This window comes from Lysinibacillus sp. UBA6686 (assembly GCF_002455205.1).
Lineage (GTDB): Bacteria > Bacillota > Bacilli > Bacillales_A > Planococcaceae > Lysinibacillus > Lysinibacillus pakistanensis.
This window is the reverse complement of record NZ_DKJS01000044.1, coordinates 1-16,600: the sequence shown is the minus strand read 5'-3', so window position 1 is coordinate 16,600 and position 16,600 is coordinate 1. Positions and strand designations below refer to the sequence as shown.

17 protein-coding genes and 2 pseudogenes are annotated in these 16,600 nt (G+C 36.4%); 11 read left to right on the top strand and 8 right to left on the bottom strand.

Translation table 11 applies throughout. From position 1 onward, the window contains the following. Positions 1–107: 107 nt before the first annotated feature. Positions 108–710: a LysE/ArgO family amino acid transporter gene (locus tag B2R82_RS11270; protein ID WP_286924946.1), complete on the bottom strand. Its 603-nt coding sequence runs from the start codon at positions 708–710 to the stop codon at positions 108–110. A 108-nt stretch (positions 711–818) separates the two neighbouring features. On the opposite strand from B2R82_RS11270, the gene B2R82_RS11265 reads away from it, so the two are divergent. Next, positions 819–2,252 (top strand): PLP-dependent aminotransferase family protein, encoded by a 1,434-nt coding sequence (locus tag B2R82_RS11265; protein ID WP_286924945.1) that lies wholly within the window; start codon positions 819–821, stop codon positions 2,250–2,252. A 136-nt stretch (positions 2,253–2,388) separates the two neighbouring features. Here the strand turns inward: B2R82_RS11265 and B2R82_RS11260 are convergent. Next, positions 2,389–3,147 (bottom strand): annotated as a pseudogene (locus B2R82_RS11260) (SDR family NAD(P)-dependent oxidoreductase). A gap of 232 nt (positions 3,148–3,379) precedes the next feature. Between B2R82_RS11260 and B2R82_RS11255 the strand changes: the two are divergent. The 5 genes and pseudogenes from B2R82_RS11255 to B2R82_RS11235 form a co-directional block, all read left to right on the top strand. After that, a pseudogene (locus tag B2R82_RS11255) lies at positions 3,380–3,619 on the top strand (LysR family transcriptional regulator); the annotation flags it as partial. Beyond that, a complete protein-coding gene (locus tag B2R82_RS11250) occupies positions 3,610–4,062 on the top strand; it encodes a DUF981 family protein (protein WP_286924944.1) in 453 nt (150 codons plus the stop codon). The pseudogene B2R82_RS11255 and the gene B2R82_RS11250, both read left to right, overlap by 10 nt. Positions 4,063–4,119: 57 nt before the next feature. Next, the gene (locus tag B2R82_RS11245) at positions 4,120–4,896 is read left to right on the top strand and encodes an alpha/beta hydrolase (protein ID WP_286924943.1); all 777 of its coding nucleotides are present in this window, start codon (positions 4,120–4,122) and stop codon (positions 4,894–4,896) included. Positions 4,897–5,187: 291 nt separating this feature from the next. Further along, positions 5,188–5,394 (top strand): (4Fe-4S)-binding protein, encoded by a 207-nt coding sequence (locus tag B2R82_RS11240; protein WP_286924942.1) that lies wholly within the window; start codon positions 5,188–5,190, stop codon positions 5,392–5,394. 15 nt (positions 5,395–5,409) lie between these two features. Then, on the top strand, positions 5,410–5,679 hold the full coding sequence (locus B2R82_RS11235) for a GNAT family N-acetyltransferase (protein WP_286924941.1): 270 nt from the start codon (positions 5,410–5,412) through the stop codon (positions 5,677–5,679). A 128-nt stretch (positions 5,680–5,807) separates the two neighbouring features. Here B2R82_RS11235 and B2R82_RS11230 read toward each other — a convergent pair whose 3' ends face one another. Then, positions 5,808–6,377 carry a GNAT family N-acetyltransferase gene (locus tag B2R82_RS11230; protein ID WP_286924940.1) on the bottom strand — a complete coding sequence of 190 codons (570 nt, stop codon included), beginning with the start codon at positions 6,375–6,377 and terminating at the stop codon, positions 5,808–5,810. A gap of 190 nt (positions 6,378–6,567) precedes the next feature. Between B2R82_RS11230 and B2R82_RS11225 the strand changes: the two genes are divergently transcribed. Next, a complete protein-coding gene (locus B2R82_RS11225; protein WP_286924966.1) occupies positions 6,568–7,743 on the top strand; it encodes an oxalate decarboxylase family bicupin in 1,176 nt (391 codons plus the stop codon). Positions 7,744–7,797: 54 nt separating this feature from the next. Here B2R82_RS11225 and B2R82_RS11220 read toward each other — a convergent pair whose 3' ends face one another. Then, positions 7,798–8,949, bottom strand: coding sequence for an MFS transporter (locus B2R82_RS11220; RefSeq protein WP_286924939.1), 1,152 nt, complete (start codon positions 8,947–8,949; stop codon positions 7,798–7,800). A gap of 95 nt (positions 8,950–9,044) precedes the next feature. Between B2R82_RS11220 and yeiL the strand changes: the two genes are divergently transcribed. Continuing rightward, positions 9,045–9,707, top strand: coding sequence for a transcriptional regulator YeiL (gene yeiL / locus B2R82_RS11215; RefSeq protein WP_286924938.1), 663 nt, complete (start codon positions 9,045–9,047; stop codon positions 9,705–9,707). A 178-nt stretch (positions 9,708–9,885) separates the two neighbouring features. Here the strand turns inward: yeiL and B2R82_RS11210 are convergent, their stop codons facing one another. Then, positions 9,886–10,209 (bottom strand): hypothetical protein, encoded by a 324-nt coding sequence (locus B2R82_RS11210; RefSeq protein WP_286924937.1) that lies wholly within the window; start codon positions 10,207–10,209, stop codon positions 9,886–9,888. 282 nt (positions 10,210–10,491) lie between these two features. On the opposite strand from B2R82_RS11210, the gene B2R82_RS11205 reads away from it, so the two are divergent. Together B2R82_RS11205 and B2R82_RS11200 are read left to right on the top strand one after the other, a co-directional pair. Beyond that, positions 10,492–11,472 (top strand): diaminopimelate dehydrogenase, encoded by a 981-nt coding sequence (locus B2R82_RS11205; protein ID WP_286924936.1) that lies wholly within the window; start codon positions 10,492–10,494, stop codon positions 11,470–11,472. 215 nt (positions 11,473–11,687) lie between these two features. Further along, positions 11,688–12,506 carry an alpha/beta fold hydrolase gene (locus B2R82_RS11200; RefSeq protein ID WP_286924935.1) on the top strand — a complete coding sequence of 273 codons (819 nt, stop codon included), beginning with the start codon at positions 11,688–11,690 and terminating at the stop codon, positions 12,504–12,506. Between the two features lie 66 nt (positions 12,507–12,572). Here B2R82_RS11200 and B2R82_RS11195 read toward each other — a convergent pair whose 3' ends face one another. Both B2R82_RS11195 and B2R82_RS11190 read right to left on the bottom strand, forming a co-directional pair. Then, positions 12,573–13,151 carry a hypothetical protein gene (locus B2R82_RS11195; protein WP_286924934.1) on the bottom strand — a complete coding sequence of 193 codons (579 nt, stop codon included), beginning with the start codon at positions 13,149–13,151 and terminating at the stop codon, positions 12,573–12,575. Continuing rightward, positions 13,148–13,699: a sigma-70 family RNA polymerase sigma factor gene (locus B2R82_RS11190; RefSeq protein ID WP_286924933.1), complete on the bottom strand. Its 552-nt coding sequence runs from the start codon at positions 13,697–13,699 to the stop codon at positions 13,148–13,150. Before B2R82_RS11190 ends, B2R82_RS11195 begins: the two co-directional genes overlap by 4 nt. 544 nt (positions 13,700–14,243) lie before the next feature. Between B2R82_RS11190 and B2R82_RS11185 the strand changes: the two genes are divergently transcribed. Next, entirely contained in the window at positions 14,244–15,938 is a 1,695-nt protein-coding gene (locus tag B2R82_RS11185) for a methyl-accepting chemotaxis protein (protein ID WP_286924932.1), read from the top strand. A 71-nt stretch (positions 15,939–16,009) separates the two neighbouring features. On the opposite strand, the gene B2R82_RS11180 is transcribed toward B2R82_RS11185, so the two are convergent. Beyond that, positions 16,010–16,387, bottom strand: a complete 378-nt coding sequence (locus B2R82_RS11180) for a VOC family protein (protein ID WP_286924931.1) — start codon at positions 16,385–16,387, stop codon at positions 16,010–16,012. Positions 16,388–16,600 lie beyond the last annotated feature (213 nt).

Genomic DNA, 16,600 nt, shown 5'->3' with positions numbered 1-16,600 from the left:
ATGCCCGAAAACTGCTCAGGTCACCAAAAAAAGCGCTCACAGCAACACTAGAAAACGCTCAGGTAACCAATATATTTGGGATCCTGAGCGTTTTTTTTTGTAAAAAATTACAATAAACCATTAATAAGATAAAGAGCAGTAGCCCAGATAAAGATAGCAGAACATTTATTAAAAATACTCATAAGTTTCCCAGAGCCATCGAGTTTTTTGAAAGAGGCTCCAGCGATGGTAAGACCGAAAAACCATAGCCAAGAGATCACTACACAAGCAGCGGTGAACAATATTTGATCGGTGCCACTATATTTTAAAGCACTTGTTCCAATCACACCGATTGTGTCTAAAATGGCATGTGGATTTAAAAGTGAGACAGAGAGCGCGAATAAAATTTGTTTTTTCCTAGGAAGTGCTTCGTTATTATCAGCTGTAGCTGGGGTAGAGCGCCAAATGGTGTAGCCCATATAAAGTAAGAAAAGGATCCCAACCGTCATTAAGGCAAGCCGTAGCCAGGCAAACTGCAATACGATGATAGACAAACCGAATACTGCAAGGAGTATCAGAAGCGTATCACAAATGGCAGCTGTGATGCTCGCAGGTAAGGCTCGAACTAGATGTGGCTGTGTTGCACCCTGAGAAAAGACAAAGACATTTTGTACGCCTAATGGCAAAATAAGTCCAAATGCTAAAATCATTCCATGAAAAAATGCTTCCAACAAAATTCACTCCTTTCATTAACCATTCTAGTTATGTTATAACTAAAAGAAAACGACCAATTGGATGGTTTTTTTACCACCCAATTTTAAGGGCTTGAGGTGATGTGAATGAGTTGGCAGCCTACTAAACAGGGTGAAATGACATTACAGCAGCAAATTATCCAGTGGATTACAGGACATATTGAGCGAGGAGATTGGGTAGCTGGAACGAAGCTACCAACACAAAGACAGCTTGCAATGCAGTTTGGAGTCAATCGTAGTACCGTTCAGCAGGCGTTAGAGGAGTTAAAGTCAGCTGGCATACTAGAGGCAAAGGTTGGCTCAGGTATTTATGTAGCTGATAATTCCTGGCATTCGTTAATTACACAAACACAACCAAATTGGCAAAAGTATATAGACACCAGTCTTCATAAGCCCAATTATCACACCATTCAATTAATCAATGAATATGAACAGCGCAATGATGTCATTCGCTTAGGAACTGGAGAGCTTGCACCGAGTTTACTGCCAACAGCTGATATTGAAGCATCACTGAAGGAGCTTTCTTTGCAGCCGAAAGCGTTAGGTTATTCATCGCCTCAAGGTAATGACAGGCTACGAGCTGCAATTTGTGAATATGTGAAAAAAAGAGGCATCCATGTGAAGCCTCAAAATATTTGTATTGTTTCAGGCGCACTTCAGGCATTGCAGCTGATTGCTGTGGGATTGCTAGAGCAGGGCGCTATTGTGTTCCAGGACCAAACATCTTATTTAAATTCAGTGCATCCCTTTCAGTCAGTGGGTATGCAAATGATGGCTATCCACCGAGGTGACCAGCTTGCCCAAACATTGGCTCAACAAAAAAGAAAAAGACAGGCAGTCTATTATGCTGTTCCTACGCTAAACAATCCAACTGGTGAGGTATGGACAACGCACGAAAAAAAGCAACTTTATGAAGCGTGTAAAGCGTCCCGCATTCCTATTATTGAAGATGACGTTTATCATGAATTGCTCTTTGAAGCGGCAACACCTCCACTAAAATCAATGGATGATAGCGGCCAAGTCCTTTATATTGGAAGTGTCTCGAAAACATTAAGCCCTGGACTTCGTATAGGCTGGCTAATTGGTCCAACGACAGTGATTGAACGATTAGCAGATATAAAGATGCAAACAGATTATGGTTCAAGTGCCATCTCGCAGGAAATTGTCTTACATTGGTTACAATCCGGTAAATATGAAAAGCATATTGAAGACTTACGCCAAAAATTACAGCAAAGGGCACATTATGTAGAGACTATTTTAAAAGAAAAATTCAATGATTTGGCTGACTGGAACAAGCCAAAGGGAGGCTTTTACATTTGGCTAAAGTTTCATGAGCCTATTGTTGATAAAGAGTTATTTACTAAGCTATTATACCGACAAGTCCTTATCAATCCTGGGTATATTTATGATCCACAGGATGCCCATCATATCCGATTGTCCTATGCCTATGGAACCAATGAAGAATTACAGAGTGGCTTGGAAAAGTTGTATGAATGTGTAGAGGAAGCGGTTCAAAAATAAATCTATTAGATATTAGTTTAGATTCTGTTTTAGAACCATACGATAAGCTAATCATGTCATGAACCAAGGAAAAATGATCAGGTACTCAAATAATTTTGAGCCTGATCATTTTTTGACTTAATGATTATTCCCGTTACTAGTGGGCAACTTGACCGCCATCTACAGCATAAATATAACCATTACAGAAGCTTGCAGCGTCTGAAGAAAGGAATACTACTACTTCAGCGATTTCTTCTGGTTTCGCAGAGCGATGCATAGGAACGTTAGAAACAACTTCTTCCCATACTGCTGGATTGTCTTTCCACATTTGAGTCATAGGTGTTTCTGTTAAACCAGGTGCCACAGCGTTTACTCGGATACCATCTTGAGCATGGTCAATTGCGGCTGCTTTTGTTAAACCAGTGACTGCATGTTTTGCTGTAACGTATGGAGCCATATTTGGATCAGCAATTAAACCAGCAACTGATGCTGTATTTACAATTGTACCGCCACCGTTAGCAATCATGTATTCAAGCTCATGTTTCACAGCAAAAAATACGCCTTTTACGTCAACTGCCATCACTTTTTCAAATGTATCTTCTTCAATAGCAACAAATTTTGCTGGTGTATTTAAAACTCCTGCATTGTTGAAAGCATGATGTAACCCACCAAATGTTTCTACAGTTTTTTGGACAAGTGATTTCTATTGCTCAGAGCTAGTTACATCTGTTTTAAAAAATGCAGCTTCTCCACCATCCTGTTGAATGAGCGCAACTGTTTCTTGTGCACGCTCATCAACATCACCTATTGCTACTTTCGCACCGCAGCGTGCAAAAGCAAGCGCTGTAGCACGACCAATACCAGTAGCTGCTCCAGTAATTAAAATAACTCGACCTTCAAAATCTTTTATGCTCATAATTTTAGCTCCTCATGTGTATAAATTTGTTGTTTACATGCATAGTATAGCTTCGCATAAAAAACGTATTCAATACTTTTGTAGGAATGAGCTTATTCCTTTATAGTAATAAGCGTGAGAAGGTGATGAATAATGCAATTTACACAAATAGAATATTTTTTAATGGTAGCCCGCTTGGAACATATGTCGAAAGCAGCCTTGGATTTAGAGATATCTCACCTCATTAAGCAAAACGATAGCGCGTTTAGAAGATGATATTGGGGTGCCGCTCTTTGATCGAAAAGGGAAATCTATTCGTTTAAATGATTATGGGCGTATTTTTTATGAGAAGGCTAAAAATGCTCTAGATGATTTGCAAGAGGCAAAAACAGAAATTCAAGAACTAGCTAATATTCAAGATGATAGTATAGCGATTAATGTAATGAATTCTAAGCTATTACCAATATTGTTGCATTTGGGGTCATGTTACTAGCAGGTGCAATTATCCTTTGGCGTATGGCAAACCGATTACTGAAAAATGACCAAACAACAAAAGATATCACAGTGGATTTAAAAGTTATTCTAAATCAAATTGTGGAAATGGCGCGTCCAGTTTCTTATTTCGCAGCAGTAATGGGACTTGCATTAATTTCTATTGCGATTGCAGGTGTCTATTTCCAACTCTTTGCAGCACCACCTGAGGAACCGATTTCAGGACGCTTTGCAGACTACCCAATGCTGGAAGCTTCATTTATCTCAGGTCTATACGCACTTACTGGTATAGGAGCGATTTTATTACCATACTCATTAGCGAATCGAGAATCATTTGTGGTGAAAATAATGGGTGCTTTTTGGACAATTACAGGTATACTTTTCACTTTATTCGGCGCTTTAAATTATTTCACTCATATTGGATTAATTATCAATACCCAATAAGGATTCAGTGGAGTCCGTCCTGTGATTATGATATAAATAACAAGAAGGTAGCCATAAATGAGGCTACCTTCTATTATTATTATTAACATAAAGAAAGGTTCTGATTTTGTGCTTACTATTCTACCAGCAAAAGAGATATACCTTAAAGGAAATGAACATGCGATATTGCTTTTACATTCCTTCACAAGTCATACAAGAGATATGAAGAAAGTTGCTGCGAAGCTACACGAAAAGGGCTATACATGTTATGTACCGCTATACCGTGGTCATGGTCATGTTCCAGAGCAGTTATTACAGTACAATGTTGATGATTGGTGGCAGGATGTGATGAAGGCCCATCATTTTTTGCGGAATGAAGGCTATCAAAAAATTTCTATTATCGGTTTATCCATTGGTGGTATTTTCACATTGAGGCTTGCACAATTAGAAAAGCTAGAGCGAATCATTATTTTATCAGTACCGATTGATAAGGAGCCAGCACAGTTAAAACAAAGAATCATTGACTATGCCTATAATTATAAAAATATTGAGGGTAAATCAGCGTCTGAAATTTCAACTGAAATAGAGCCGTTTAACGACATGCCATTGGACTCTTTGATCGCATTTCAGCATTTTATTAAAGAAACGATGCAACAACTTAATAAAATCACGATTCCCATCGCTATTTTCTACGGCGAAAGGGACGAGGACATATACGCACACAGTGCTGAAGTCATCTATCAGCGTGTGCATTCTACTAAAAAGATCAAAAGGGGCTTTGAAAACTCCAAACATTTAATGACATTAGGTCGGGAGCAAGATGAAATAATTAAGGAAATAATGGATTTTCTATAATCGAAATTTCGATAAAAAGTGAAAGAACATAGCGTTAAGAGGTATTGACTACCAATAATATTCATGATACTATTATCTCGAATTAGAGATATTTTAATTCGAGATAATTATTTCGAAATAAGATCAATTAAGTCCCAGTGCAATTGTAGCTGCCGCTATGCTTTCGAAACAAAAAACATTTGCCGAATTGATATAAATAAGGCATAATCCCATCATAGAGCATCAAATTTTAGGGATGGAATCTATAGAACTAGCAAATAAGTTTAGTAGAAAAGAGAAGGAGTGAAATATATGGGTTTTAAAGAGTATAGAGGTGAAAAAATTACAGTTTATTTTGATGGAGACATTTGTCAACATGCGGCTGAATGTGTTAAAGGATTGCCAGAGGTGTTCAATGTTAAGGCGAAACCATGGATTTCACTAGATCATGCAGATGTAAAAAATGTGGTAGAAGTAATTAATAGATGCCCAAGTGGTGCATTAAAATATAAAATTTAAAGGAGCATTACTGCAATGGAAATTAAACAGGGTACTCAGTCATTTTATATCGGAAACGAAGAAAATAGTGAAGCCGAGGTTCATTTTGTTCGTGTAGGGGAAAATCGAATCATTTTAGATCATACACATGTTGCAGAACATTTAAGAGGCCAAAATGTAGGTCAGCAATTAGTTAAGGCAGCAGTTGAATATGCCAAAAAGGAAAAATTACAAGTCATCCCATTATGTCCTTTTGCAAAAGCTGAATTTGAAAAACATCCTGAATATCAAGAATTATTAGGATAGCCATCCATAACATCGGAAAAGTAAATACAAAGGACAAGCATTTGACCATCTGAAGAACTAAAAATTGAGTTCCTTGATAATAAGAAAATATCGCACCTCTATTCAGGGGTGTGATATTTTTTAGATCTCTATTTCGAGATTGTATAATAATCCATTCCTTTAAAATCTAGATGTTCTTTAGGCGGAGTTGTTATGGAATATTGTTTAGTCATCCCAATTTTCTCTAAAATCCTTACCGAAGGAGTATTTTGGGGAAATACCGTCGTCACTATTTCATCTAATCTTAGGGTAGAAAAACCATAATCTAATAAGGCTTTTGCCGCTTCAGTAGTAAGCCCTCTTCCTCTAAAATCTTTATTGAGACCATAATAAATTTCAATTTTTGTAGAATCTAAATCATAGGGACCAAGACCACAAAAACCAATAAAGCAATTTGATTCTTTCAAAATAATACCAAGATTTAATTTATAAATTTTCTCTAGGGTATTTTTATTATTGCAATCCATAGACCATTGTATTATTTCCCCGACTTCTTTTAGGGAAGGTGGGGTTTCAGGAATATAATCATAAAAATTTGGCTCCGATATTATATTAAACAAATCTTTAGTGTCTTCCAATTGATAAGGTCTAATAATGAGTCTTTCGGTTTCGATTAATAAATTCTTGAAAATAGTCTGATTTTTAATTTCGTTATTCATCCTTCAATTCTCCTTTGTACAATTTCACACAGAAAAAGATGCATACTTAAAATAACTATATTTGTTAATATTGTAAAATTGCGAATTGAAATTTCCTGAGCGTTTGCTTATAAAAAAGAATAATCTAGATAAAGAACCCATACATTTTTAAATAACGATTTCTTTATGAAGAGGTGAATAATTGGAGAATATGCCAGAGGGCTATTTTTATGTTCCACAGCCTATTCGAAAGGATGGAGCTGGAGGGGTGGATAAAGGGCCAAGAGACATTATGAGGGACCTGGAAAATCCCGATATGCTAGTCCCTCCAAAAACAGATGCTGGACTTATTCCAAATCTAAGATTCTCTTTTTCTGATACACATATGACCTTAAATAAAGGCGGATGGTCACGAGAAATTACTGTGCGTGATTTGCCAATTGCTAAGACATTGGCAGGGGTTAATATGAGTTTGACACCTGGTGGGGTACGTGAGCTGCATTGGCATCAACAAGCAGAATGGTCCTATATGCTTCTAGGTCATGCCCGTATTACAGCAGTCGATCAAGATGGCAGAAATTTTATTGCCGATGTGGGGCCAGGAGATTTATGGTATTTTCCACCTGGAATTCCTCATTCCATACAAGGGCTTGAGGGCGGCTGTGAATTTCTTCTAGTATTTGATGATGGAAATTTTTCAGATCTCAATACATTTTCAATATCTGATTGGTTTGCGCATACACCTAAAGAGGTGCTGTCAGCCAATTTTGGTGTTCCGATTAGCGCTTTTAAACATATTCCAAATGAACAAGTCTATATTTATCAAGATAAAGTGCCAGGACCTATCGACACTCAAAAGGTCAAATCTCCATATGGTGAAGTTCCTCAAAGTTTTAAACATCGTCTACTTGCACAAACCCCTATTAAAACACCAGGTGGCAGTGTTAGAATTGTAGATTCCTCTAACTTTCCTATTTCCCAAAATATTGCGGCAGCGCTTGTAGAAATTGAGCCTGGTGGAATGCGAGAATTACATTGGCACCCGAATAATGATGAATGGCAATATTACCTACAAGGAAAGGGGCGTATGACAGTGTTTGCCGCTAATGGTGCGGCCAGAACATTCGATTACCGTGCGGGGGACGTCGGTTATGTGCCATTTGCTAACGGTCATTATATTGAGAATACTGGAACAGAAACATTATGGTTCCTTGAAATGTTTAAAAGCAATCGTTTCCAGGATGTGTCGTTAAATCAATGGATGGCGTTAACTCCGTCTGAGCTAGTGCAAAGCAATTTACAAGTTGGCCCGGAGCTCCTCAAGGTATTGAGAAAGGAAAAATGGCCGGTTGTAAAATATCCTGGATTTTCCTATTTTCCAAGGTAAATCTATCGAAAAGCAGGTGAAGAAAGATAAATTTTCTTTCACACCTGCTTTTTTTTAGTATTGATATTTATTTCGTGTCGCAAGCACAATAGCAATAGCCGGAACCGTACAAATCAGCATCGCACCAAAGGATAGACCAGGGGAAATTTCGTATAAATAACCGCCTAAAAATGTAAGAATGGCTGTACTTAATCCCATTGCTAGGGCAGAATAAAGTCCTTGTGCATTTGGAATTTGTTCCTTCGGTAATGTTTTAGTCAAATAGCCAATAAAGGCAAAATGCGCAAGGGCAAATGACATTGCATGCAAGGTTTGTGACGCGATGAATATCCAAACATTAGGGAAAAGATAAATAAGTAACCAACGTAAGGAGGAGCCACTTGCTGCTAAAAGCAATAAAGAGGATGAGCGCCATTTTGTAAATAATGTATCTGCCTTCATAAAGTAAAGGATTTCACAAATAACCGCTATGTTTATAATCATCCCCATATAAAATGGATCGACATGTAAATCACCCAAATATATATAACCGTAGCTATAATATGAAGCATGTGCACCTTGTAATAGGATGACGATGAATAAAACAATAGGGAAGCCTTTAATAGTCCATAGTGTTTTCATCGACAGCGATTTTGCTCGTTGTTCTTTTGTTGGTACCATAAGCAATTCTTTTGGTGTTGCTAGCTGCTGCATCAACAGCATACCGATAAGACCAAGAACCATACTCCAAAAAATAACATCCTTGCCAAATATACCTGTCAGCATACTAATAATTAACACCGCAATAACAAAGCCAAAAGATCCATATGAACGACTTTTACCATAGTGAACATTTCCGTGCTGGACTAATGTAGCGGCACTACTTTCAACGGCAGGTAGAAGAGCTGGGTAAAAAATACTAAATAAAATAGTAACAATTAAAAGCATATTAAAGCTTGTGCTTGGTAAGTAAAGGAAAGTTGTTATAAGTGCGCCAGTCGCAAGAATTGTAATAAGTCGTTTATTGTGCACATACTTAGCAAGGGTTGGAAAGAAAAACAAATTTGAAGTAGCTCGAGCTAAAAGACCACAGCCCATCACAACACTAGCCTGTGAGACAGTCAGATGCTTGACATCTACGAGCCAGCCTGTCCAATAAGGCAAGAAAATACCCCAAGTAATAAAAAATGCAAAGAAATTCTGAGAAAGCCATCGTTGATTATTCATAAATTTACCGTACCTCCATTAACTACGTTGAATAATAGCACGTTCGTCGGTACAATAATGTGAGATATCTCATATTTTTTAGGAGAGAATAAAAAATGCATATACTGACAGCTAAAAAACGCTTACATTATCTAGAAAAATACCCGATTCATGATTTCTTTTCATTTGATATTTACCCTTATCTTGAAGTATGTCAATTTGACAAAGGGGAATGGATTTTTAAAGAAGGATCTTTTCCAGATATGCTTTATTACATGGTGGAAGGGAAAGCAAAGCTATATATGACCCATAAAAATGGTAAGGTTTCTCTTATTGAATATTTAGAGGCACCACGTTTTATGGGGGAAATCGAGCTACTAAATGAAGCAAGATATACGAAAGGAATCCAAACGGTAACAGAAACCATTTGCTTTTCTATTACACAGGCATGTAAAGAAAAACTCCTGGCTGATGCCCTCTTTTTACGAAGACTCTGCGTGTTTTTAGGAGAGAAGGCGACAAACATGACAGCTAAATATACACAAAATTTGGCCTATCCATTCGAAAATCGTTTAGCTGCCTTTATTCAGTTATCCGCAGATCAAGGTATTTATAAAGAAAGGCATACAGAAATCAGTGAATATTTGGGGGTTTCCTATCGGCACTTATTATATGTCTTGGCACAATTTTGTGATGAAAAGATTTTGGAAAAGAAAAAGAATGGTTATTACATTATTGATGAAGACCGTCTTCAACGATTGGCACAGGAAGTTCAGTAACTAGAGCTAATAGATCAGTAAATACTATATAAAAATAATTAAATTTTTTCTATGTACAATTTAGCCTTGGCGATAATGATGCCATTGAGATGGAAACTTTTTAATAGTAAAGTGCTGAGAAATATAGGGGATTCATTAGATTTTATCAGCTCAGATCTGAAAACGAAATTAACAGACTTCATAAAAAGAAGTCAAACTCAAGCTTATTATATTCACTTTTTTTAACCAACCAGCGAGCAATTTCCTTGCCGCTACAATAAAGGCTAATTTCATTGATTCTTTGAATTTGAGGGGTAATATTGAGGCTTTTTTCTGTAACGTCAAAAGGAATAATTCCTGTACAAAAATGCATGTTGGGTGAAAATGGCTTGTGCTTTACCTCAGTGGAAGTTGAAAATGTAGTATCATACGCTTTTCCAGATTTCTGTGCATTTTGGAATGGACAAGCAAGTAATGCTCCTTGTTCACATGGTGTACTTGGTGAGTAAAAATTACTTTTCATTCATCATGCCTCCTTTTGTCGTTAATTTTATTGTACAAGATATGGGGTTTAAAAAGTCTTTATTTACAAGGCTTTAACGAAAACTTAAAGGATAGTATATAAAATAGTAATTTGTAACCGTATTCATGCCGTTAACTGATAAAAATCATAGAAAACCGATATAAATTCCCGATAAAAAACAGAACTCAAACTATTGTGAATTTTTCTAACACAAAGTATTATTGTAAGTAGATTTAACGTGAAGGTTTTCACATAGTCACGTAATCGTAAGGAGGAATTTTGATGAGTGCAATTCGAGTAGGTATTGTAGGATATGGAAATTTAGGACGCGGGGTAGAATACGCTATTTCACAAAATCCAGATATGGAATTAGTAGCAGTATTCACACGCCGTGACCCTTCAACAGTAAACGTTGCAAGTAATGCCAAAGTGTATGTAGTGGATGATGCTGAAAAATTCCAAAATGACATTGATGTAATGATTTTATGTGGAGGCTCTGCAACAGATTTACCAGAGCAAGGTCCACACTTTGCACAATGGTTTAATACAATTGATAGCTTTGATACACATGCGAAAATTCCTGAGTTTTTTGAAGCAGTGGATGCAGCAGCACAAAAATCTGGTAAAGTTTCAGTCATTTCAGTTGGTTGGGATCCAGGTTTATTCTCATTAAATCGTGTACTTGGTGAGGCTGTACTTCCTGTAGGTACAACATATACATTTTGGGGAGATGGCTTAAGCCAAGGGCATTCAGATGCTGTACGTCGTATCGAAGGTGTAAAAAATGCTGTACAATATACATTACCAATAAAAGATGCTGTAGAGCGCGTTCGTAACGGTGAAAATCCTGAGCTGACAACACGTGAAAAACATGCCCGTGAATGCTGGGTTGTCCTTGAGGAAGGTGCGGATGCGGCAAAAATTGAACAAGAAATTGTGACTATGCCAAACTATTTCGACGAATATAATACAACTGTAAATTTCATTTCTGAAGAAGAATTTAAAGCAAACCATACTGGTATGCCACACGGTGGTTTTGTCATCCGCAGTGGTGAAAGTGGCGCTAATGATAAACAAATTCTTGAATTCTCATTAAAACTTGAAAGTAATCCAAACTTCACATCAAGTGTTTTAGTAGCCTACGCGCGTGCAGCCTATCGTTTAAGCCAAGCTGGGGACAAAGGTGCGAAAACAGTATTCGACATTCCATTCGGGCTGTTATCACCTAAATCAGCTGCTGAATTACGTAAAGGGCTATTATAATTTTTCCCCTCGATTATCTCCCTACCGATAATCGAGGTTTTTTACTGTAAAATGAAAGTGGTGGATAGGATCAATGAACTGATGGAGAGAAAAGCCAAAGTGATGGATAGAACTACAAAACTGATGGTTAGAATCTCTCCTAAGTCTAACGTTTTTTTGAAAAATTGGGTATAGATGATATATTAGTGAAAACAATATTTTTTGGAGGAGCAACTATGCCATTTTGCCACGTTAGTAAGGCTAATATTTACTATGAAATGATTGGAGAGGGAATACCAATCGTTATGCTTCATGGATATTCGCCAGATCATAGATTAATGAAGGGGTGTATGGAGCCCATTTTTGTCAAAAGGGAAGGCTGGAAACGAATCTATATTGACCTTCCAGGAATGGGAGAGACGACAGACTATGAAGTCATTAATAATTCAGATGAGATGCTAGAGGCTGTAAAAGAGGTAATTCATTCCTTAATACCAAATGAACCCTATCTTTTAGTAGGGGAATCCTATGGTGGTTATTTAGTTCGAGGCATTATGAGGGATAATGAAGAAGAAATTTTAGGGGCTGCATTTATTTGTCCGTTAATTATTCCAGAAAAGCAAAAAAGAACAGTACCAGAGCAAAGGATTATCCTGTCTGATAAAGAATTTATATCCACATTGACGAAACAGGAGCTAGAAGATTATAGCTCACATCTAGTTGTTTTAGATGAACATCATTGTAACCGATACATGAATGAGGTAGTAGCAGGACAAGAAAAAGCTGACGTGAACTTTTTAGAAAAAGTACTGCAAAACTATAGCTTTTCCTTTCCTGTTGATGAAACGTCATTTGAAAAACCTTGCTTATTTTTACTAGGTAAACAAGATTCTATGGTTGGATATAAGGATGCATTTGATATTATTGAAAAATTCCCTAGAGCAAGCTTTACTATTTTAGATAAGGCTGGTCATAACTTGCAAATTGAACAAGCTAATTTGTTCAATAGCCTTATTGATGAATGGTTGGATAGAGTAGTGGAATTTACTGAATAAAAAATGGAAACCTATGAATTTATTGACTTAAGTGCTCAATAAATTCACAGGTTTCTTTTCTATATTTCATTTCTCATTAGAATCTATTTTAATTTCTATTGTCTCCAATCTTTCTTTCGTGACATTTCCTTCTTTATCCATCGTATGAACGATTGGTGTGATGAAAATGGAGGATGCATTAGCCTCAAAATGATTTAAAATTACTTTACCATTTGAGGAATTATCAGTTATTTTATTCGTCAATGTTTCAGATGTGTCATAATAATAATTTTCAAAATTATCAACTATGTCTAAAGTTATGAATTCTGTAGCAAAGTCTAAATTACAGCTAAAGTAAATGGTCGCTGTATTTTCTGAAATTGAAATACGATTAAAAATAAATTCATGCTGTTTTGAAAAGAGTTTTTCAGATAAAGTTACATCCTTAATTGGCAATATGGAGGCCATAGATGGAAAATTCACTAAGCTAGCAGAACAAATTCCAATGGCAAGAATGGATGCAATGGTCCATTTACGGATTTTCTTCTTTCGTAAGAATTGCTTTTGTAAGATGGTTTTTATAACCTTTTGCTTTTCATTTTTCGAGACCTCTACCGGTGTTATATCATCTATATCCAACTGTAGAAAGTTTTTTTCTTTACTCATGTCCAACACTCCTGTAATTTAGGATTTTTAGCAAGCTTTTTCTTTCCTCTATATAAGCGATTTTCCACAGCAGATTTTGAAATATGTAGTATTTCTGCTATCTCAATATTTGTATATTCAAGATAATACCTCATTAAAAATAATTCTCTATCTAAATCAGGCAGATGCATGATTTCAAGCAGTAATTGTTCTTTCGCATACAATTTATCAAGCTGTTGTTCAATATTATCTGGTGCGATAAGAGGAGGAATACTTTCCATCGGTAGCGTTGCTAGTTGCTTTTGCTGTTTTCTGTATAGATCAATTGCTTTATATTTAGTAATCATCCCTATCCATCTTTTAAAATCCGCTTCCTCCCCAATAAAATAATTACTTTTTTGCCAAATAAGGAGGAATACATCATTCACACATTCCTCAACCAGCATATAATCAGATGGTTTTTCTAAAATTTTAAGCGTAATTGCCTTTACAAATCCCAAATAGTGTTCAACGACATATTTCAATGCTTTTTCATCATGCCGTTGAAGACGCTGGATAAAATCATTCATTTTGTCACTCCTTATAATCGTTATACATACTATAACGAAAATTTTGTGGAACACTCGCGCAAAAATGGAAACTTTTCTTTGGATTTATCTAGTTTTGTGTCGCGCTATTAAGTTGAGGTTGTGAAAAATAAAAATGCTTTGCAGTTTGTCATAATGCGGATAACCCCAAATACTTTGAAGTATTTGGGGCTTTTATTAAATAATAGAGATTTACAAGACTTTTTTATAGTAATCATGCTTCTAATATAGTTCTATTATTCATATCTTTATATGATCAGTTTTTTTCTTACTATAATATCCGAAAGCAATTACACCAATTGTACAACCAAAAAATATTCAATTAAATCTTTAGTGTTACTAGATTTTTTCATAGTTAACGTGCCTTATTATATTTTATCTTTCAATAAAAAACAGTTTATATATGTAAAATATATTAATTTATTGATAATGTATTGAAACTATTATTAGAATCATGTTTAATTAACGTGATTTACATTTTATACATATTATTCCTACAAGCTATTTGAGAAAGGAGAGAGAGATTTTGCGCACATTTAAAATTAATACAAAATTTAATTTGCTTCTAGTGGTAGTCATTATATGTTTAAGCATTATCATTGGTATTGTTTCCTATGTGCAAGTCAAGGATATTATGCGCAATAATTTCGAGCAAAGTATAACGCATCTTTCAAAGGTTGGTTATCTGTTGCTTGAAGAACGATTCAAAGGTGACTGGGCAATTAAAGATGGAGAGCTTTATAAAGGTAATACGAAAATGGTTGACCAAGTGGATTTTGTGGATGAAGTAGGAGAAAGCATCGAAGGTGGTGTAACGATTTTTCAAGGTACAAAAGGGCTGATTACTAATTTACAGCTCAATGGAGACCGCTTAGTTGGCAAGGATGCTGATCCTAAAGTTATTGAAGAGGTAATGAAGAAAGGCAATACATTTATAGGTGAAGCGGATGTTGTTGGAACAAAATATTTAACACTTTATGCGCCCATAAAAGATGCAAATGGCGATATTATTGGGATGTGGTTTGTGGGTGAAACGATAGACGAGGTTCAACAAATTATTTTCGCTTTTATTGGCAAGCTGTTTATTGTCATGTTTATTGGAGCCGCCATTGCAACTTTAGGTAGCTTCCTTTTCACAAGAGCATTTGTAAGACCACTTCAGGAAATGAATCGTCAACTTCGAGATATAGCAGAAGGAGAAGGGGACCTTACAAAACAGCTACAAATTAATTCAAGGGATGAAGCAGGCGAGCTTGCACAATCCTTTAATAAAATGCTGACGAGTTTAAAGAGCTTAATGCAACAAATTGCCCAAACATCTCAACAGGTTGATTTATCCTCTGATACCTTAACGTCTCAGTCAGAGCAATCAGCAGAAATGACAAGAGCACTAGCCTCAACCCTACAAGATTTAGCTCAAGGCTCTAAAACTACATTGCATACAACAGCGGAGAGCTTAACAGCCATGCAGGAAATGGCGATTGGTATTCAGCAAGTGGCTGAAACTGCTTCAACAGTGTCAGATGCTGCTGATGTAATGGGACAAGAGGCAGCACAGGGAAATGATTCCTTAAATCGCGTGATGTCGCAAATGACAATTATTAATGATTCATCTGATCATGTAGAGAAACAGGTACGGATATTAGGTGAACAATCCCAGCAAATAGGCAATATTGTTGATGTGATAACAAGCATTGCCGATCAAACGAACTTACTTGCCTTAAACGCTGCAATTGAGGCAGCACGTGCAGGGGAACAAGGAAAGGGCTTTGCTGTAGTAGCAGATGAGGTACGAAAATTAGCTGAGCAATCGAAGCAATCAGCAGATCAAATTGCGGCTCTTATACTTTCGATTCAACACGATACTACCAACGTGATTACGGCTATTTCGAGTAATACGAAGGAAACTGCTGCCGGAATGGAAGTTGTTGATGAAACAAAAGAGGCATTCCAAAAAATTATGCAGTCCATAGGAGGAGTAAGTACACAGCTTCATGACATTTCAGCGGTGACTGAGCAAATGTCAGCGAGTATAGAAGAAGTAACAGCTTCCTCAGAAGAAATGGCTCGTATTGCTAGTAGAGCAACGGATAGTTCAGAACATGTAACAGTCACTGCTAAGGAGCAACTAGCCTCTATAGAACAAATGGCTTCTTCGGCAAAGGAGATGGCTCAGCAGGCAGATGAGCTTCAGGGCTTATTAAAGAAATTTAATTATTAAAAGTTAAATTGTGAAACCACCTAACACCTCTAAATTTTACTGAGGATTAGGTGGCTTTTTATTACTAGATCCTAGTAGTTAGAAACTTCGATTAGATTTCCATCTGGATCCCGAATATAAACAGATGTTATGGGGCCAACTGCTCCTGTTCTTTTAATGGGCCCTTCTTCAATTAAAACACCTAACTTATTAAAATGGTTTACCACTTCAGATAAAGGAAAATCAGTAATCAAACATAAATCAGCACTACCAGAAGTAGCTTTTGTAGCTTTAGGTTCAAACTCTTTGCCTACCTCGTGTAAGTTTATTTTTTGTTGCCCGAAACTAAGTGCCTTTCTTCCATCTCCAAATGTAACGGTATTCATACCTAATACTTCTGTATAAAATGTACTTGTTTCATTAATATTTTTAACAGTCAGAACTAAATGATCAATATGTGAAATATGCATATTCAACCCCCTCGTAAATCTTTATTTTGTCATCATTCTACTGAATTTTAATTGGAAAGTCTAACTTGCGCAGTTCATTTTTTTGTATTGTGCACATTAATTGAGAGATCTGCTATATAAAGTTTTGAAACGATGTAAAGCACGACGTAAAAAATTTTTTTCTCATTGTAAAAGTTCTATAAGAACCAACTGAAAACATTACTGACAGCGGAT